Below are 21,578 nucleotides of genomic sequence, written 5' to 3' on the forward strand. Positions count from 1 at the left end.
AGGTATATATTAGGAGTTCTTATGTCACAATACAATCCCACAACAGCGGATTTTGAAGCCCTTTTAACAGAATCTTTTCAAACTAATGATCTTAATGAAGGATCTGTTGTTAAAGGTCGTGTTATTGCAATCGAAAAAGACATGGCCATTATTGATGCTGGTCTTAAAGTCGAAGGACGTATTCCTCTCAAAGAATTTGGAGCTAAAGCAAAAGATGGTTCTTTGCAAGTTGGCGATGAAGTTGAGGTTTACATTGAACGCATTGAAAATGCGATGGGTGAAGCTGTTTTATCGCGTGAAAAAGCACGGCGCGAAGAAAGTTGGGTCCGTTTGGAGGAAAAATTCAATGCTGGTGCACGCGTTGATGGAGTGATCTTTAGCCAAGTAAAAGGTGGTTTTACAGTTGATCTTGATGGTGCCGTTGCTTTCTTGCCTCGCAGCCAAGTTGATATTCGTCCCATTCGTGATGTTTCACCCCTCATGCATAATTCACAGTCCTTTGAAATTTTGAAGATGGATCGTCGTCGTGGCAATATTGTGGTCTCACGCCGCACTGTTTTAGAAGAAAGTCGCGCTGAGCAACGTTCAGAAATCGTACAAAATCTTGAAGAAAACCAAATCGTTGAAGGTGTGGTGAAAAATATTACAGATTATGGTGCCTTTGTTGATCTTGGTGGGATTGATGGTCTCTTGCACGTTACAGATATGGCATGGCGGCGTGTTAATCACCCATCTGAAGTGCTCACAATTGGCCAAACGATTAAAGTTCAGATTATTCGCATTAATCAAGATACGCACCGTATTTCTCTTGGAATGAAACAGCTTGAAAGTGATCCTTGGGAAAGCATCAGTGTCCGGTATCCGATTGGTAAAAAAATTACGGGTGCTGTTACCAACATTACTGATTACGGTGGTTTTGTTGAAATTGAACCAGGAATCGAAGGGCTGATCCATGTTTCTGAAATGAGCTGGACAAAGAAAAATGTTCATCCTGGAAAAATTCTGTCTACATCACAAGAAGTAGAAGTGGTTGTTCTTGAGATTGATCCTTCTAAACGGCGTATTTCTCTTGGCTTAAAACAAACATTTGAAAATCCATGGGAAGCTTTTGCTAATAAATTTCCTGTCAATTCGCAAATTGAAGGAGAGGTTAAAAATAAAACAGAATTTGGTCTGTTTATTGGGCTTGAAGGCGATGTTGACGGTATGGTTCATTTGTCTGATCTTGATTGGAACCGTCCTGGTGAACAAGTTATTGATACTTACAATAAAGGCGATATCGTTAAAGCTGTGGTCCTTGATGTTGACATTGAAAAAGAGCGCATTTCTCTTGGAATTAAGCAGCTTTCCAGTGATAAAGTTGGAGAAGCAGCTGCTTCTGGCGAATTGCGAAAAGGTGCAGTTGTAACATGCGAAGTGATTGCTGTTAACGACAATGACATTGGTGTGAAATTGATTGACCACAACCTTGAGACAACCATTCGGCGTGCTGATCTTGCGCGTGATCGTGATGAGCAACGTCCTGAGCGTTTCGCAATTGGGCAAAAGGTTGATGCTCGCATCACAGCATTTGATAAAAAAACACGTAAAATTTCAGTATCGATTAAAGCTTTAGAAATTGCAGAGGAAAAAGAAGCTGTTGCACAATATGGTTCTACAGATTCAGGTGCTTCTCTTGGTGATATTCTGGGTGCAGCTTTGAAAAAACAAGAACAAGATTAATCATCAATCATTAAAGTTGGTGTTATTATTAAGGTCACTCATTAGGAGTGACCTTTTTATTTTCTAAAAAAAATTGTCTGCTTATTTTTAAATTATTGAAACAAAAATTATAAATGCTTGCAAATAAAAACAAAAAGTTTGTTTTTTGTCTAACAACGGTTCACTATTCAGATAAAATGCTTACAATTTAAATAAAAAACGATGTAATTAAATAACAATGGGACATGGCGTGCATAATACCCTTCATAAAATACTTTTTTCTCAAAAAGAGAAAAAAGATCATTTTATTAATACGGATTTTCCTCTTCGTGCAATCTATAAGGTACAGGAAGATCTTTATAACTTAGGGCATGATATAGCTTCTGGTAAAGAAATTTTACTCCCTGAATATGAAGGAGTAGGAGATTTTCGCAAGAGATTGAATGAAAATGCTAAACTTATTCTTCATGCCTTTCATACCAGTGATTTTGCTGCCCGAAATGATGAAACCATCGCACCATCTGCTCAATGGCTCATTGATAATCATTACACCATTGATAAAACCATACAAAAGCTACGTCGTAATCTACCCAAGTCCTTCATAAAGCAACTTCCTCTTTCTACACACAAAGCCGGCATACCACGAATTTTTGCTTTAACTTGGCTTTATATTGCGCATACCGATAGCAGCTTTTCACAAGAAACACTCACTGCTATGACCAACGGATTTCAAGAAGTTTGTGCGCTCACAATTGGTGAATTGTGGGCTCTTCCTTCAGTTATGCAAATGCTGCTCATTGAAAATGTCCGTCGTCTTTCAGTACGTATCGAAAAAGCGCGACATATGCGCCATCTTGCTAGTCAAGTAGCTGATAAAATTTCTCTTGTAGAAAATAAAACAAATCCACACTCTCTTTTTACGCAGTATAAACCATTTACTGTTGATCCAACTTTTTCAGCACATTTATTCTATCGCCTGCGCAGTGCATCTGTCGATTCAACCGTAGCATTAACTTGGCTTGAAAAGCAATTGAAAAGCCAAGGTAGTAGCTTAGAGATTGCAACAGCTGATGAACATACCCGACAAGCAGCAGATGGTGTGACCATGGGAAATATTATCCGTGCTCTTAAAGCTATAGATGATGTTGATTGGACAGCATGGTTTGAAACAGTGAGTTGTGTCGATTCTATTTTGCGTAAAAATAGTGATTTTTCTGAAATTGATGCTCACTCACGCAATATTTATCGACAAGTCATTGAAAAAGTTTCTCGCTTTTCGCCTCTTAGTGAACTGGAAGTTGCACATAAAGTTGTAGAAATGGCAAATTCCACTTCTAAAGATATGCCTCATCATTCTTGTGTGGGGTGGTACCTTGTTGATGATGGTCGTGGCATATTTGAAAAGGCTTGTGGGTATATTCCGCCCTTTCTCATAAAATGGACACGCGCTTCCTGTTGCTCAAAATTGAGAGTCATCGCCGTTCCTGTCTCTTTTCTGACGCTTGCTCTTTTGCTGGTAATTTACGCCCTTTTACAAATATCTGGCATGACACAATGGATATCTTTTTGCTTTACTGTATTGGCGCTTTTTCCTGCTATGGATGCTGCTTTTGCTTTATTTAACACTGTTGTTTCGTGGTTTGTCCCATCAAAACAACTCATTGGTTATGAATATAAAGAAGGTATTCCAAAACATGCACGGACAATGGTTATTGTACCTACTTTGATGACATCACGCGATGATATTGATGAACAAGTGCGCAATCTTGAAGTGCACTATCTTTCCAATCCTAAAGGTGCCATTCATTTTGCACTCATTACAGATTGGGTGGATGCTCCATTGAGAGAAACGCAAGATGATCTTGATTTATTGCACTATGCGCAAAAGAGTATTGATAAACTCAATAGTCGTTATCATCGTGATGAACTTCCGCTTTTTTTCCTTTTACATCGCCGACGCCTTTATAATACAAGCGAAAAATGTTGGATGGGATGGGAACGAAAGCGAGGAAAACTTCATGAACTTAATCGGCTCTTAAGAGGCGATAAAAATACAAGCTTTTATCCTCCCAATCCACATCTTCCTATGGATTGCCGTTTTGTTATGACGCTGGATTATGATACACGTCTTACTCCAGAGAGCGTCGCGAAACTTGTTGGAAAGCTTAACCATCCACTCAATCATCCCGTTTTTGATCCACAAAGTGGAAAGGTTGTAAAGGGCTATAGCATTTTACAACCACGCATTATTCCTTCTCTTACAACAGGAAAAAAAACATCAATTCTCCAACGGGTTTTTTCTATCAACCGTGGCATTGATCCTTATGTTTTTGCTGTTTCTGATACTTATCAAGATCTTTTAGGAGAAGGCACCTTTATCGGTAAAGGTCTTTATAATATTGATGCATTTGAACAAGCACTTGATGGCAAAATTAAAGAAAATACTATTCTTAGTCATGATCTCTTAGAAGGAGGTTATGCTCGTACTGCTCTGGTAAGTAGCATAGAAGTCATTGAAGACTATCCAACCGCTTATAATATTGATGTTATGCGTTATCATCGTTGGGTCCGCGGTGATTGGCAGCTTTTGCCTTATCTTTTTTCCCACCGTCAAATAAGTTCCGTGACGCGTTGGAAAATGCAGGATAATTTACGTCGTTCTCTCACTCCACTTATGTGGTTAATCGCAGCATTTGCAGGATGGGCTTTTTTGTCTTTAAAGAGTGCAATCGTCTGGCAACTATTCTTGTTGTTTAGCTCCTTCATTTCACCCATTCTATGTGTATTAAAAACGCTTGTCTCATCCAATATAGATCATTCTTTGCGTGGACATTTTCAATTAATTTGGAACAAAATTGCTCTTACAAGCGCTGATATATTTCTTAAAACGACGTTTCTTGCTCATTCGGCGTATTTTATGACCGATGCGATTATTCGTACACTCTATCGTATGACGATTTCAAAACAGCATCTTCTTGAATGGAAAACTTCTGCCGCAACAAAATCAATACCCAATAGTTTGCGTTTCTATGTTTTTACAATGGCACCAGCATCGCTTATTGGTATTCTTACTATAGCACTCCCTCTTTTTTCTGATAGTTTTGCAAGCTTGGTTGCTTTGCCTTTTGGGATAGCATGGTTTTTTTCACCCTTCATTGCTTGGATTGTGAGTCAACCTTCAACCTTTCAAGATAGCCTTGATCTTTCTTCAAAAGATGAAAAAAAACTCCGCTCTATCGCACGGCGGACATGGCTTTATTATACAACCTTTGTCAATGCACAAAACAACCATCTGCCTCCCGATAATTTTCAAGAAGATCCTGAACCTCTTGTTGCTCAACGTACATCGCCTACGAATATTGGCGTTTATCTCCTTTCTATTATTGCAGCACGTGATTTTGGCTGGATTGGTTTTGAAGAGACCATCAACCGTATTGAATGTACATTACGCTCTCTTACAAAAATGGAAAAGTTTCGTGGTCATCTCTATAATTGGTATGAAACGGATACACTCAGGCCTCTTTTACCTACTTATGTATCAACCGTTGATTCAGGAAATCTTGCCGGTCATTTGGTAACACTCTCTTCTGCTTTAAGTGAATGGGCTGAAAAACCGCTTCTTTTTTTCCAAAGTGATCGAGAAGGCTTATCGGATGTTCTTGCTATTCTTGAAGAAACTGTCAGAGAAATTCCAGATCATCAACCCAGTTTACGTTCTTTACGCCAAAAAATCGAAGAAAACATCACTCGTTTTCATGATTCTATCTTCATTTTTATAGAACAAGAAAATACGATTCCTTCTCACATCATAGATCTTTCACTTGCAGCCCATGATATTGTGCACTTAGTCGGTGAACTTGACCACAAAATTCAAACGATAGAATCTGCTCGTGCGCTTTCTTGGGCTAAATGCCTTATCGACACCTGTAACGCTCATCATAATGATGCGACTGCTCATTGTGATACTGAAAAATTACGTAAAAAACTAAACAGGCTGGCTATAATGGCAAGGCAAATAGCCTTTGATATGAAATTTGACTTTTTAGAACAGCCTAAACGGCACCTTTTATCCATTGGATATCGTGTTCAAGAAAACAAACTCGATGAAAATTGTTATGACCTACTTGCTTCAGAAGCACGTCTTGCAAGCTTTTTTGCCATCGCAAAAGGAGATATAAAACTTAAACATTGGTTTCGTCTTGGTCGACTTCTCATCCCCATAGGTGGGAAAGGTGCACTCTTATCATGGTCTGGATCAATGTTTGAATATCTTATGCCATCTCTCGTAATGCATGAACCTTTAGGGTCTCTCTTAGATCAAACAAATCGATTGATTATTTGTTGTCAAATACAATATGCCCATAAACGGGAATTGCCATGGGGTATTTCAGAAGCCGCATTTAATGCTCGCGATCATTTAATGAATTACCAATACGCTCATTTTGGTGTTCCAAACCTCGGACTCCAACGTGGTCTTTCACGCAATGCTGTCATTGCTCCCTATGCCAGCCTTCTAGCGGCACAATATGCTCCTGCTTGCGCTGTCGCTAATTTAAAACGACTCCGTGATCTTGGAGCTTTAGGAACATATGGTTATTATGACTCTGTTGATTTTACTCCAACACGCGTGAAAACAGGGGAAAAATACGCCATTATACGCAATTATTATGCGCACCATCATGGCATGTCTATCCTTGCTCTTAACAATGTTATTTTTCAAGGGCGAATGCGTGATCGTTTTCACCGTGATCCCGTTATTGAAGCAACACAATTGCTCTTACAGGAAAGAGCGCCTCATCTCATTCCTATTATTCATACCAAAGCTGTTAATCGTATGCGCAATAAGTCTCAAGCATTTGACGCAGCCCCTTTGCGCATTATTACAAACCCGTTACTCAAACCACGAGCAACTTTACTTTTGTCTAATGGCTTTTATTCTACCATGTTAACAGCGAACGGTTCTGGTTACAGCCGTTGGCACGATTATGCGATTACGCGCTTTATTCCTGATGCAACAGAAGATCAACAAGGTACTTTATTCTTCTTACGTGATACGCATAGTGGACGGTGGTGGTCTGTTACTGGTGAGCCAACACGTGTTATTGAAGAAGAAGCTGTCAGCATTTTTACAGATGAAAAGGCTGAATATACAAAAATGGTTGATGGTATTAAATCAACACTTGAATGTCTTATTACATCTGAAGGATGTGGCGAAGGGAGACGTATTCAACTGATGAATACGACAAATAAAGACCGACTCATTGAAGTGACTTCTTATGGTGAATTAGCGCTTGCCACGATGGATACAGACCAAGTTCATCCTGTTTTTTCCCGTATGTTTATAGAGACAGAAATTACTGAAGAAGGTAAAACAATTTTTGCCAAAAGGCGCAAACGCTCGCCTAGTGATCCTGAAATCTATGTTACCCATTTTGTTTCTAGTACAACAGATATTCTCCAAGAGACAGAAGCTGAAACAGATCGCTCTCTGTTTATTGGTCGGGGGCGATCTATTCATCGTCCCGCTGCATTTGACCAAAATACTCGTTTTAGTAACAGTCAAGGTTGTGTTCTTGACCCTGTTATGTCATTGCGATGCCGTATAAAAATTTCAGCCCATGAAAAAGCAGAACTTATTTTTTGGACTTTTGCTGCTCATACAAAAGAAGCGCTAAATAATCATATTAAACATTATCGACAACCTGATATGTTTCAAAAAGAACTTTCAATGGCATGGACGCACTCACAAGTCGCACTGTATCAGAGCGGAACCCAGCTTAAAGAAGCTATTATCTATCAAAAATATGCAACACCGCTTATCTATCCAGACCGCACATGGCGTCTTCCTTCTGAAATATTAGCAAAAACGCTAGGAAAACAGTCTAATCTTTGGCCCATGTCTATCTCAGGAGACAATCCACTCTGTCTTCTTAGGTTAAATAACGAGGGAAATATAGCTGTACTGCGCGAGCTCCTTAAAGCACACGAATATTGGCGTATGCGTGGACTCATTGTTGATTTGGTCATTCTTAATGAACAAACATTTTCCTATATACAAAGTACACAACGCGCTCTTGAGTGGGTCTGTGAATCTTATTATCACCACACGCAAAAAACAGATGAACGCCAACATATTTTTATGCTTCGACGCGATCAAATGAGTGAACAGAGTTTTAAAACGCTTCTTGCATCAGCGCGTATCGTTCTTGATGCCCAAAATGGCTCTTTATCTGAACAACTTAAACGGCTTGATGAGAATGATTTTAATCTCACAATTCATAAAAATTATCAAGAATCTTATGATCAATTAGACTTGCCAAGATATAACGAAGGACAGCAATTTACAACACAAATTGAACAAAATCTTTTTTCTTCCATTGGTCTTATTAGCCAACAAAAACCATCCTCTTTTCTCCCAAATGGAGAAGATCTAAGATATTGGAATGGTTACGGTGGTTTTAATCAGCACAATCATTATGTAATACGTCTTCATGGACGTACCACTACACCGCATCCGTGGATTAATGTCATTGCTAATCACAGATTTGGTTTTCATGTCTCTGCTGAAGGTGCAATTTTTACTTGGGCTAACAATAGCCGTGATTATCAACTAACTCCTTGGGCGAATGATCCAACGTCTAACCGACCAGGAGAAGCTCTTTATCTGGTTGATCGCCAGTCTTTAAAACGTTTCTCACCCGTTTCTACTGTTGAATGTGACGAAAATATTGTCTATGAGGCGTGTCATGGGTTTGGATGCTCAACTTTTAAATCAACACATTCAGAAATCGCATTAGAACTGACTCATACACTTGATCCCGAAAAACCTATTCGCTTTTCACGTCTTATCCTTACGAATGAAGGGAAAAAACCACGCAGTTTACGCCTTTATAATTATGTTGAATGGGTTTTGGGAAATGTCCGTACAAAATATGCCCCCTTTATTGTTTCCTCTTATGAGACCAGATGGGGTGCACATTTTATTCAAAATCCCTATCACATCGAGAAATCTCAACAAGTTATATTTTTATCAGCATCCGAAATGCCAACCAGCACGACGACCAATCGCGCTGAATTTATTGGTGCAACGGGAACCGTAACACGTCCAAATGCGATCCGTAAAGCCGCTGCTCTTTCAAATACCATTGAAGCAGGATGTGATCCTTGTTCAGCATTCGCCTATGATATTGATCTTCAACCAGGGCAAACAAAAGAAATCATCTTCTATCTTGGCAGTGCTGAAAATAGGCAAGAAGCTGAAAAATTACTCAATCAAGTACGTGCAAGTGATTTTGAAATTCAGCTCACAAAACAAAAACAGCAATGGAGTGATTTTGTTTCTCCTTTCCAAGTCAAAACACCTGATGCTTCTTTTAATCTTATGGTCAACCATTGGCTTCCTTATCAAATCTACGCATGCCGCATCATGGCACGCGCAGGCTTTTACCAAGCGAGTGGTGCATTTGGTTTTCGTGACCAGTTACAAGATAGCTTGTCTTTGTTATTGCTGGAACCACAATTAGCACGTGAACAATTGTTAAATGCAGCAGCGCACCAATTTCTTGAAGGTGATGTGCAACATTGGTGGTTGCCTGACACAAATGCTGGTGTTCGTACATACATTTCTGATGATATCGTTTGGCTTGCATATGCAACAGCTCTTTATGTCACTACCACTGGTGACGACGCTTTTCTTGATACGCTCATTCCTTTTATTGAAGGTGATGTTCTCAAAAGTGGGCAACAGGATGCTTATTTTCAACCCACCCAATCCTCAAAGGTTGCAACAGTTTATGAACATTGTGTTTTAGCTTTAGACCTTGCCATTAAACGCTGCGGACCACATGGTCTCCCTCTTATTTTAGGTGGGGATTGGAATGATGGCATGAATTTGGTCGGTGTGGAAGGAAAAGGCGAAAGCATTTGGTTAGGATGGTTTCTTGGGTACACATTACAAGCATTTATTTCTTTAGCCAAAAAACGTGGTGATAATAGCCATATGCAAATATGGAGTACGTACCTTGAACATTTAACAAAATCCCTAGAGAAAAACGGTTGGGATGGTGCTTGGTATCGACGTGGTTATTTTGATGATGGAACACCTCTTGGCTCTAAAATCAATGATGAATGTCAAATTGATACCATTGCTCAATCTTGGGCTGTCATTTCTCAAATGGCATCGCCTGAACGTCAAAAACAAGCGATGAAATCAATGTTGGAACAGCTCTATGATAAAAAAGGCGGACTCATTCGGCTTTTTTGGCCGCCTTTTGATAAAAGTACGCTCGAGCCTGGTTATATAAAAGGTTATCCTCCAGGAATTCGAGAAAATGGTGGTCAATACACGCATGGTGCCATTTGGAGTATTTTTGCGTTGGCTGAAATGGAACAAAACGATAAAGCTTATGCTTTATTTTCTATGATAAACCCAATTACCCATGGACAAGATCCTGAAATTTATCGTGTTGAACCTTATGTGATGGCTGCAGATATTTATGCTGTTGAACCAAGATGTGGTCAAGGCGGTTGGACTTGGTATACAGGTTCAGCCGGTTGGTTTTATCGCGCTGCAACACAAGCTATTCTTGGAATACAGCGTCAGGGAGACCTATTGTTTTTGCAGCCACATTTACCCTCTATTTGGCCAAAATATGAAGCAACAATGAAGTTTTATGATGCCGTTTATCGCATTAAAGTAAAATGGGGACCTAAAAATATGCTCTATGTTAATAGCAAAGAATATACCGAAGTTCATACAGGGATAAAATTACAAAAAACAGGTCAGCATGAAATTATGCGTATTGTCAAATCTTAAAGATGAAAGATGGAAAAAGAGAGTAGGCTTTTTATTCTTGCCCAAAACTGTAGAGTTGTTATATTGCACCGTCTATATTAGCCGTGTTGGTGCATAATATTTTAGATTTTATGAAAATGAAAGAAAAAGGTTATGAATCATCCGGATATTGCTAGACGTGTTTACAATCACACTTGGAAGCTTGATCCCATTATTCGGTCACTTCTTGATACGGATTTTTATAAGCTTCTTATGGTGCAGATGATTTGGGGGTTATACCCTAATGTTAATGTTACTTTTTCCCTCATAAATCGCTCTAAAACAATACGTCTTGCCGATGATATTGATGAGAGTGAATTACGTGCTCAACTTGATCATGCTCTTAGTTTGCGCTTTACAAAAAAAGAAATGATCTGGCTTGCTGGTAATACATTTTATGGACGCAAACAAATTTTTGAACCGGATTTTCTTCAGTGGCTTGAGAATTTTCAACTCCCAGAATATGAACTCACCCGCAAAGATGGCCAATATATCCTTCATTTTCATGGACCCTGGGCCCATAGTTCCATGTGGGAAATTCCTGCCCTTGCTATTATTAGTGAATTACGTTCACGTGCTGCTCTCAAAAAACTAGATCGTTTTGCTCTTGATGTACTTTATGCGCGTGCTAAAGCAAAAATGTGGAGTAAAGTTGAACGTCTCAAAAAATTGCCTGATATTAAAATATCTGACTTTGGGACAAGGCGCCGCCATTCTTTTTTATGGCAGCGCTGGTGTGTGGAAGCATTAAAAGAAGGCATTGGTCATTCTTTTACTGGAACTTCTAATGTTCTTCTTGCCATGGATACGGATTTAGAAGCTCTTGGAACCAATGCACACGAATTGCCTATGGTTATTGCGGCTCTCAGCAACAACGATGATGAATTACGCAGAGCTCCGTATCAAGTCTTGCAAGATTGGAATCGTTATTATGGTGGAAATCTTCTCATTGTTTTACCTGATACCTTTGGTACAGAAGAATTTTTACGCAATGCACCAGATTGGGTCGCTGATTGGACGGGTTTCAGACCCGATAGTGCGCCTCCTATTGAAGGTGGTGAACGTATTATTCAATGGTGGAAAGAAAAAGGAAAAGATCCACGCAAAAAACTTTTAATTTTTTCTGATGCTCTTGATGTCAATACAATTGAAAAAACCTATCATCATTTCCATGGTAAAGTGCGCATGAGTTTTGGATGGGGCACGGATCTTACCAATGATTTTACAGGCTGTGCACCTCAGGAAATCGAAACTCTTGATGCTCTTTCCCTTGTTTGTAAGGTGACCTATGCCAATGGTCGACCAGCCGTAAAACTTTCAGATAATCCTGAAAAAACGATCGGTGATTCAAAAGAAGTACAACGTTATCTCAATTTTTTTGGTAATAAAAAGCGAATTGCTAGACCTATAAAGACATAGTTTCCGGTTCTTTAAAACAAGTATATTGATCCATCATATTGTTTATAAGATTGATTTTTGTCCTACTCTAAGGACGAGGATTCTTAACCTTTGCTGGTCTGTAAACAGTTCGGCTGTTTTTGAGCAGATTCTACTTGGCCTACCACGCATACGCTTCACTTACATAAGGCGCGATAGATAAGACTTAAAAATATTTACGACGCATTAAAAAAATACTTAACGAGCCAAGGAAGTTTAACCAAGGAGATTTTCTCATTTTAACCCTGTTAAATCAAGCACACTCATCTCCTTGCATGTATGAAGGTTTTCAAGTTCTAAGGGTTATTGTTGTAGTTTGACAGTAGGTTTTATACTAAGTGGGAAGAGGTTGGATTAAGTAGGAATACGTGGTAATTTGCTATTTTTATGTACAATTTTGGCCATTAAATGCGCGTTTTATCAAAATAGATTTTGACACCTAAAATTGCAAAAATTACCGAAAATCAGAAAAAAGTGCGTTTCCATAAGTAAAAATGAGAAAAGGCTTTCAAAACCCTTTGAGAACATCTTTAAACTCTTTGAAAAAAATAAATTGATACAAAATCTAGTGTCAAAATATACAAAACCAGATGACAAGCTATAATTGTAGCATTAGGAATTACTAAGGCAACATTGGAGGATGACAAATAGCATGGTGACTATTGGTGTGCATTTTGAAAGGCAAGGATGATGGTGCTCAAATAGATTTTATACACGTTACAATGAGATTTTACTTTATCCATGTATGGTCTGCTATTATGAAATGAGTAAAGCGTTGAGAGATGTTTCATTAAAATAAATGTGTAAATAACATGATTTGGGAGACCTTTTGTTTTACGTGAGGGGCATGACTTTATTAAAAACAGAGAATGCAATAATATTTTTATTTCGAATAAGCTTTATACAAAGACAGAGAAATTATTTATTCGCATATTATAATAAGAATGCGTGTATGTATAAAACCATTTGAAAAACTCTGTTGTTTTTTATGAATTATTCTTAAGTTAATAACAGATATAACATTAAAGATTGATATAATAGACCGGCTTCTTAACTGTATAAGTATAAAAATGATGGTGTTTAGTAAGCTTTGTATTATATCCTCATTAAGAAATATGAAAACAAACGAAATGTCTTTTAGAAAGAAATGACTATCATATCAATGACTTTTTAATGATGTATATGTAGAGATTCATACAAACATGCTTTACAAAAATAATGACTCTCTTCCATGAATGTGATTTATCATTGTTTACCAAGTGAGAACATTTTGAGTGTTCATAAAAATTATTTCACAAACATATTATTAATTAATTGCGTTCAAAAAGCTTGCTATTTCATATGCATTTTGGAAATGGAGAGCTTATATTCAAAACTTAAAAGTTCTCATAGTTTTTACAAATAAGTTGAAGCTAAAAAGAGTATCCCATAAAGCCTTTTTTATCATTAGGAAGATGGACGTGTTACAATATAAATGGCAATCAGCAATAATATAACCGCAACAAGTAAAGAAATCCACAAAGGAGGGTGTAGCATTACAAAAAAGGATAAAAATCCTCCTGTCATACTCATCATTGCAAAAACTTTAACGAATGGAGAGATTGCTTTTTTTTCTTCCCATCGCTTAATAGGGGGACCAAAAATACGATGATTATTCAACCATTGATGAAAACGTGGAGAAGAACGCGTAAAACACCATGAGGCAACCAATAAAAAAGGCACAGTTGGCATAATAGGTAATACGACACCGATAATACCTAATATAACCATCGCCCACCCTGCTATATAATAGCAGATACGTAAAGGGTGCGATATCTTCAAATCTTTTTTCATTTTCTCGTACTATTTTCCTCTACGCAAAACCCTATACAAAAACATTGTATCTGTTTTTTTCTGTTTACATGTCTGAGTGCACAATTACGCTCTACCCCTTCATGCGTAAGTGTCTTTGCTGTTATAAGTTCCTTGAAAATACCGAATAGCTTACACAATATTATAATCATTTTAAATGATTTCAAGAAAAGAGGAGAGATTTTAGAAAAACAAAAAAATAAAAAGGCTGCAGAAGAAATCAATGCAGCCTCTTAATTAAGAATGCAGTGTTGGGGGGGGGAGAAAATTTACTGCATTCACCTGCTAGATATTAGGAGGAAAAATAATCTAGCACTCGGGACTCTAATTAAAATAAAAATGAGAAACAATATATAAAAATGCATGGCTGATATGCATGAATTTTAACACTTTCAAGTCTCTTGAACTGTGTTTCGACGAAAGAAAATCATCATGAAAATAGCCATAAAAATCAACGTCAAGATCAACACAATTGTGGAAGCAGAATCAGAGCCGATAAATAAGCTGAGATAAATCCCTAAAAAACCAGAAAAAGCTGCAACAAGTATCGCGATCATTAACATAAAAGAAAACCGCTTTGTGACAAGATAGGCAATTGCTCCTGGTGCTATCAGTAAAGAAATAACGAGTACGATCCCTACAGCTTTCAAAGCTGCAACAATTGTAAGAGAAATCATCGTTAGCAGGGTATAGTGGAGTAGAGATATTGGTAACCCCATTGCACGTCCTTGAACTGTGTCAAAAATATACAGCATAAAGTCGCGCCATTTTGCTGCTAAAATAAAAGTGACAACAGCGGAAATGATTGCCGTCTGCGTTATATCAAGCCAGTTAACACCTAAGAGATTACCAAATAGAATATGATTCAAATCTAAGCTACTATAAATAGACGTGGCTAAAACAAGCCCCAAACCAAACATTGAAGAAAAGACCACACCCATCACCGTGTCCTGTTTGATACGGCTATTGCTCCCTAAAAAACCCGTTAATAGTGCACACACCATTCCTGCAACAAAAGCACCGCAAGTAATCAAAGTCATTGTAATATTCTCTGGACGCATATGCTGAAACCAAGCAAATGGCAAAGAAGTTAAAAATGCGATTACCCATGGTGTTGTCATATAACCAACAACAACACCTGGAAAAACTGCATGAGAAATGGCATCGCCTAACAGCGCCCATCCTTTCAAAATAAGAAAACAGGAAAGCATCGCCATGGGAATAGAAAGAATCATGACAATAAGCATACCCTTAAGCATAAAAGAAAACTGAAACGGAAGCAGTAATTGATCAATCATGATAATATTACACCCTTTTTTGCCGCATTTATGCGTAAGCGCGCAGCAATAAACCCATGTTTAGGAGCAAAAATAAAAGCCAAAACAAATAAAGATGCTTGAAAAAGCACTACAACCCCCCCCGTTTGTGCATTCAAAAAGTAACTCACATAAACACCCAAGACACTTGTGAAGGTTCCAATTACAACTGCAATAACCAAGATGTTCACGAAACGATCACTTAAAAGATAGGCCGTTGCCCCAGGTGTCACAACAAGACAAATGACTAAGAATGCTCCAACGGTTTGCATCGCAGCAACAGTACAAGCGGCAAGCAATGTGAAAAAGAGAATCTTTAAAAATTTTACGTTTAATCCAATGGCATGCGCATGCGTTTCATCAAATAATGACACAAGAAGATCTTTCCATTTCAAAAGCAATATAAGCAACGAAACAAAGCCGATAAAAGCCAATTGTAGAATATCTGTTGAACTCACTGCTAAAATATTTCCCAAAACAATCGTATCAATATTAACAGCCATTGGTTTTAATGATTTGAGAAACAACCCAAAGGCAAAAAAGGAAGAAAAAATGAGCCCAATAATGGTATCTTCTTTAAGCTTTGTCCGGTGGTTAAAAAAGAGCATTGCTGCTGCTGCAAGACCACCAGAAAAAAAAGCGCCGAGTGAAAAAGGTAATCCTAAAAGGTAAGCTCCTGCTACACCAGGAACAATCGAATGGGAAAGTGCATCACCAATCAATGACCAACCTTTTAACATCAAAAAAGCTGAAAGAAAGGCACAAACACACCCAACTAACCCAGAAACCCACATTGCATTCACCATATATTGATAGCTCAGTGGCTCAAGCAACCAAGAAATCATGCAACGTGCTCCACTCTTTCAATATCTTCACAAACTGCAGACTGCTTTCTTCCCATGAAAACATCATTTTTTTTTGTGGTTTGAAGATCAAAAATATGGTGATGCAAAGACCCTCCAAAAGTTTTCTCCAGATTTTCCTTTGTAAAGATTTTTTCTGTTAACCCAGAAGCTAAAACAGTACCTTTTATTAAAACTGTATGATCACAAAATTCGCGAACAGAACCCAAATTGTGAGTTGAAACCAAGATCACTGCTCCTTCTTTACGGAGATCTTGTAACAAAGCAATGATTTTATCTTCTGTTGTAACGTCAACCCCTGTAAACGGCTCATCTAATAAAATAGCTTTTGCTTTCTGTGCAAGAGCGCGCGCTAGGAAAACACGCTTTTTCTGTCCACCAGAAAGTTCTCCAATTTGGCGCTTAGCAAAAGCCAACATATCAACGCGTTCTAAGGCAATACGAACGGCTTCATAATCTTGTGTACGGGCATAGCGAAAGAAATTCATATGACCGTACCGCCCCATCAATACAACATCTTCAACCAAGACAGGAAAATTCCAATCAACATCTTCACTTTGAGGAACATAAGCAATAAGATTTTTTTTCAAAGCTATATCAACGGGCAAATCAAACATACGAATTTTTCCCTTTGAGGGGCGTACAAACCCCATAATCGCTTTAAATAACGTTGACTTACCGGATCCATTAACACCAACCAATGCCGTAATAGAACCCTTTGGACTTTCAAAATTCACTTCGCGTAAAGCTGTATGTCCATTACGATATGTTACCGTTACTCCTTGGGCAAAAATTCCACATTCCGTCATTGGTTTTTTACTCCCTCTACTAAAGCATTGCTAATACGCCCACTCGTGACACGTAATAAATCAATATAAGTGGGTACCTCACCATTTTTCTCACTTAAAGAATCAACATAAAGAACACCACCGTATTTAGCTCCTGTTTCTCTGGCAACCTGCTTAGCAGGCGCAGGGGAAATAGTGCTTTCAGAAAAAACTGCATGAATATTGTATTTGCGAACCATATCAATAACATGCTTGACCTGCTGTGGTGTTCCTTGTTGGTCAGCATTGATGGGCCATAAATAAAGTTCTTTTAGATCAAAATCACGCGCCAAATAGCTAAAAGCCCCCTCACTGGTCACAAGCCAACGTTTATCTTGCGGTACAGCTTCTAATTCAGCCCTAATTGGATCAATCGTTGCACGAATTTTCTGTTTATAAATTTCAGCATTCTGTTTATAAATTTCAGCATGTTCAGGATCATATTTTACAAAAGCATCGCGAATATTATCAACGTAAATCAAAGCAGAGGTCGGTGACATCCACGCATGAGGATTGGGTTTACCGCTAAAGGGGCCCTCACCAATTTTAATGGGTACAATACCTTTTGAAACAACAACACTTGGAACATCCTTGATATTTTGAAAAAACTTTTCAAACCAAAGCTCTAACTCTAAACCATTCCACAATACAAGGTTAGCTCCCTGAGCACGCATAAGATCGCGTGGGGTGGGTTGGTATTCATGAATTTCCGCACCTGGTTTTGTAATGGATTCAACATCAGCGGCATCACCTGCTACATTGCGTGCCATATCAGCAATGATAGTGAATGTCGTAACAGCTTTAAATTTACCAGCACACAAAGCAAAATTGGGTGTAAAAAAAATAACACTTCCAAAAACTATGGTGAAAAACGTTCTTACGTTCATTGATTCTCTCTTTCCTTTATATGCCTTCTTTTTATTGCAAATAATTTGCATTATCATTTAGCAATAGCAGTTATCTTTTACATTTGCAATGAAGGATTAAGAGAAAAAATAACTTTTCAAGATGTTTAAAAACAGTTTTTTCATATTGAAAAAATTGATGATTTAAGCAGCGTGTTTTGGTAAGGAGGTCCCCTTTCAAGAAGTTCTATAGCTCTTGAATGCCAAACAAAAAGGGAGCACGCAAAGATGCTCCCACTTCATGTAAAATATCTCATAAAAAATGAGTATACTCAGTAGCGCAAATATGCACCTGTCATTTTGGTAACATTATCCACGATCTTTGAGGCAAGCTTTTCTAAATCTTCATCTGTTAGAGTCCGTTCTATGGGCTGAATAGTTACTTCAATTGCAACAGATTTTTTATCTTCACCAAAGCTTAAATCTTCAAAAATATCAAAAACCTGCACTGAATGAATAAGTTTTTTATCGGCTCCGCTTGCCGCCCGAATAATAAGAGAAGAGGCAACAGTTTTATCCGCTATAAAGGCAAAATCACGCCGCACCATTTGAAAAGGTAAGAGTTTCAAAGGAGGACGGCTTTTGGTCGTTTTTTTCTTTGATTCTGGAATTCGATCTAGAAAAATTTCAAAGCCGCATAAAGGTCCACTGACATCTAACTTTTCTAATGTAGCAGGATGAAAAACACCAAAAAAACCAAGAATAATCTTTGATCCAAGTTTTATGACACCTGAACGACCAGGATGATACCAATCCGGTGCTCCAACTTCAATCTGCACTTTCCCAACATCCATATCGCATGCTTCTAAAATAGCTAAGGCATCTGCTTTGGCATCAAAAACATCAACGACGGTTGCATTTCCATTCCAAAAACGCCCAGCTCCTTTAAATTGCTCTGTTCCGCGACGAATTCCACTAACAACACGGTGTTGTTTATCAGGGGTGTCGCCCTCATAAATACTTGAAACTTCAAACAAAGCAAGATCGGAAAAACCACGATCAGCATTTCTTTGTGCCGCCATAATCAAGCCAGGTAAAAGGGAAGGACGCATCATTGACATATCAGCAGCAATAGGATTAACTAATTTAAGCTCTTCTTGACCTCCTCCAAAAGCAAGAGCTTGATTTTCAGAAATAAAAGACCATGTCACCGCTTCTTTCATACCACGTTGCACTAGAGCCAAACGTGTAGCACGTGAACGAATTTGTGCGCATGTTAAAATTTGATCTTTTCCTTCTGCAAAGTTTTCCAAAGGAATAGGTTTAATTTCATCTAACCCATAAATTCTCATAACCTCTTCCACCAAATCGGCTTTACCCATAATATCAGGGCGCCATGATGGTACTTTTACCGTAACGACTTCTCCTTTTCCTTCAACAAAAAATCCAAGTTTTGTTAAAATAGAGATGACTTTTTCAGGTTCTATTTCCAAATTTGTTAAACGTTTAATTTCAGAAAAAGGAAAAGCGATCTGTTTGATTTCTTGTTGCTGATAGCCAACGATCTTCTTTTTAGATACTTCACCACCACAAAGACGTAAGACCAATTCTGTTGCAATCTCAAGTCCTGTTTCTATAAAAGCCGGGTCAACACCTCGTTCAAATCGATAACGTGCATCACTAATAAGACCTAATGCTCTTCCTGTTTGTGCAATGCTTCGCGCATCCCAAAGCGCCGATTCAATAATAATGCGATGTGTTGTTTCATCACAACTCGTTCTTTCACCGCCCATGATACCGGCAATCGAAACAACCCCCTCGTCATCTGCAATGACACAATTCTTAGGGCCCAGATGATAGATTTTTCCGTTCAGTGCTTGAAGCTGCTCTCCTTCACGCGCGCAACGTACACACAAATTACCTTTAATTTTATCTGCATCAAAAACATGGAGCGGACGACCAAGGTCAAAACTGATGTAATTGGTCATATCAACAAGCGCATTAATCGGTCTCAGACCAATTGCATTCAAACGCTGTTGCATCCACTGTGGTGATGCACCATTTTGAACATTGCGCACTTCACGCCAAGCAAAACCTAAACATAATGATGAATCTTGCGAAAAATCTAATGAAACATCGAGAGGTGTTTCAAAGGAAGGATCAAATTTTGACAAGGATAATTCTTTTAATTTTCCCATTCCAGCGGCAGCAAGATCACGTGCAATACCACGAACACCTGTGCAATCGGAACGATTAGGGGTCAAACCAATATCAATAACCGGATCATCTAAACCAGCATAAGCTGCAAATGAACCTCCAATAGGTGCATCTTCTGGAAGTTCAATAATCCCATCATGCTCATTTGATAATTCAAGCTCCGCTTGTGAACACATCATCCCAAAACTTTCAACACCTCGGATTTTTCCTACAGATAATGTTACATCAAGTCCTGGAATATAAGTGCCTGGTAGTGCCAGAACACCAACAAGACCTGCGCGTGCATTTGGTGCTCCACAGACAACTTGAACAGGTGTGGAAGTCCCTGTATCGACTGATAAAATTTGAAGTTTATCTGCATCAGGATGCTTTATTGCTGTTAAAACTTTTGCAATCACAAAACCTTTTAAAGAAGACCGATCATCAACGTAATCAACCTCAAGACCTATAGCGGTTAATTTTTCACAAATTTCATTCAAAGATGCATTTGTTTCTAAGTGATCTTTTAACCAGGACAATGTAAACTTCATTTTAAAACCTCACATGAAAGCGATGACTAAGATCACACATTTCTATTAGGAAAAAAAGCAGGCATATCAAAGCAACGAAAGCCATAATGGTCTAACCAACGCAGGTCAGCATCAAAAAAAGCCCGCAAATCAGGCATACCGTATTTCAACATGGCAATACGATCAATGCCCATGCCCCATGCAAAACCTTGATATTCATCTGGATCTAAACCAACATTTTTCAACACCTGGGGATGCACCATTCCGCATCCTAAAATTTCCAACCAATCCTGCCCTTCTCCGAACTTTACTTCTGAACCAGAACGATCACATTGAATATCTACCTCCATAGATGGTTCGGTAAAAGGGAAAAAAGAGGGACGAAAACGCATTTTTACAGAGGGAACTTCAAAAAATGCTTTACAAAAAGTTTCATGCAGCCACATCATATGTGCAATGGTGGAGGTTTTATCAATGACAAGACCCTCGACCTGATGGAACATGGGAGAATGTGTTGCATCCGAATCCATGCGGTAAGTTTTTCCAGGAATAATGATTCGTATCGGTGCTTTTTGTTTTTCTAGTGTGCGAATTTGTACGGGTGATGTATGGGTTCGCAATAATTTTCGTTCTCCCATTTTATCAACATCAAAAAAGAAGGTATCATGCATTTCACGCGCTGGATGCCCTTCAGGAAAATTCAATGCTGTAAAATTATAATAATCTGTTTCAATATCAGGTCCCTCTGCAAGAGAAAAACCCAACTTTGTATAAATGGCAATAATTTCCTCAATCACTTGTGAAATAGGATGAATGCGTCCCCGTTCTATAGGTGAAGAGCGAACAGGCAAGGTAACATCAACTGTTTCACGAGAAAGACGGGCATCCATTGCCTGTCTTTTCAGAAGATCACGCTTTTGTGCCCATAATTCTAAAATGCGATTTTTTAATCCATTAAGAACTGGTCCAACTTTATGGCGCTCGCCAGCATCCATTTTTCCTAATTCTTTTAATTTTTCAGAGATACTACCTTTTTTACCCAATGCTGCAATACGCACTTCTTCAAGTGCTTGTTCATCACCTGCTGCCTCTAAGGCTAAACAAATTTCTTGTTCCAGACGCTCAATATCATTCATATTTTTGCCTATTTTTTAATAAAGAAAAACCCGCACTCGCAAT

At 38.4% G+C, this 21,578-nt stretch carries 10 protein-coding genes; 3 read left to right on the forward strand and 7 right to left on the reverse strand.

From position 1 onward, the window contains the following. The first annotated feature begins 21 nt into the window (after positions 1-21). The 3 genes from rpsA (at position 22) to pncB (ending at position 11,953) form a co-directional block, all read left to right on the forward strand. Complete coding sequence (gene rpsA, locus ACFINW_RS01475; RefSeq protein ID WP_026500132.1) at positions 22-1,722, forward strand: 30S ribosomal protein S1; 1,701 nt, start codon at positions 22-24, stop codon at positions 1,720-1,722. Between the two features lie 229 nt (positions 1,723-1,951). Then, complete coding sequence (locus ACFINW_RS01480) at positions 1,952-10,516, forward strand: GH36-type glycosyl hydrolase domain-containing protein (RefSeq protein ID WP_375673688.1); 8,565 nt, start codon at positions 1,952-1,954, stop codon at positions 10,514-10,516. Positions 10,517-10,648: 132 nt separating this feature from the next. Next, on the forward strand, positions 10,649-11,953 hold the full coding sequence (pncB, locus tag ACFINW_RS01485) for a nicotinate phosphoribosyltransferase (RefSeq protein WP_375611404.1): 1,305 nt from the start codon (positions 10,649-10,651) through the stop codon (positions 11,951-11,953). Positions 11,954-13,417: 1,464 nt separating this feature from the next. Here the strand turns inward: pncB and ACFINW_RS01490 are convergent. The 7 genes from ACFINW_RS01490 to pheS all read right to left on the reverse strand — a co-directional run bounded on the left by ACFINW_RS01490 (position 13,418) and on the right by pheS (position 21,535). Further along, positions 13,418-13,804 (reverse strand): YbaN family protein, encoded by a 387-nt coding sequence (locus ACFINW_RS01490; protein ID WP_375611405.1) that lies wholly within the window; start codon positions 13,802-13,804, stop codon positions 13,418-13,420. 410 nt (positions 13,805-14,214) lie between these two features. Continuing rightward, positions 14,215-15,120 carry a metal ABC transporter permease gene (locus tag ACFINW_RS01495; RefSeq protein WP_273790250.1) on the reverse strand — a complete coding sequence of 302 codons (906 nt, stop codon included), beginning with the start codon at positions 15,118-15,120 and terminating at the stop codon, positions 14,215-14,217. Then, positions 15,117-15,983 (reverse strand): metal ABC transporter permease, encoded by an 867-nt coding sequence (locus ACFINW_RS01500; RefSeq protein WP_375611406.1) that lies wholly within the window; start codon positions 15,981-15,983, stop codon positions 15,117-15,119. Before ACFINW_RS01500 ends, ACFINW_RS01495 begins: the two co-directional genes overlap by 4 nt. Then, the gene (locus tag ACFINW_RS01505; protein ID WP_273790252.1) at positions 15,980-16,810 is read right to left on the reverse strand and encodes a manganese/iron ABC transporter ATP-binding protein; all 831 of its coding nucleotides are present in this window, start codon (positions 16,808-16,810) and stop codon (positions 15,980-15,982) included. The genes ACFINW_RS01500 and ACFINW_RS01505 overlap by 4 nt, the downstream gene beginning before the upstream one ends. Then, positions 16,807-17,715, reverse strand: coding sequence for a metal ABC transporter substrate-binding protein (locus ACFINW_RS01510; RefSeq protein ID WP_375611408.1), 909 nt, complete (start codon positions 17,713-17,715; stop codon positions 16,807-16,809). The genes ACFINW_RS01505 and ACFINW_RS01510 overlap by 4 nt, the downstream gene beginning before the upstream one ends. A 290-nt stretch (positions 17,716-18,005) precedes the next feature. Further along, positions 18,006-20,420 carry a phenylalanine--tRNA ligase subunit beta gene (pheT, locus tag ACFINW_RS01515; protein WP_375673689.1) on the reverse strand — a complete coding sequence of 805 codons (2,415 nt, stop codon included), beginning with the start codon at positions 20,418-20,420 and terminating at the stop codon, positions 18,006-18,008. A gap of 32 nt (positions 20,421-20,452) precedes the next feature. Then, on the reverse strand, positions 20,453-21,535 hold the full coding sequence (gene pheS / locus ACFINW_RS01520; RefSeq protein WP_375612817.1) for a phenylalanine--tRNA ligase subunit alpha: 1,083 nt from the start codon (positions 21,533-21,535) through the stop codon (positions 20,453-20,455). Positions 21,536-21,578 lie beyond the last annotated feature (43 nt).

It is taken from the genome of Bartonella sp. AA18HLJMS (genome assembly GCF_042197245.1).
Taxonomy (GTDB): domain Bacteria; phylum Pseudomonadota; class Alphaproteobacteria; order Rhizobiales; family Rhizobiaceae; genus Bartonella.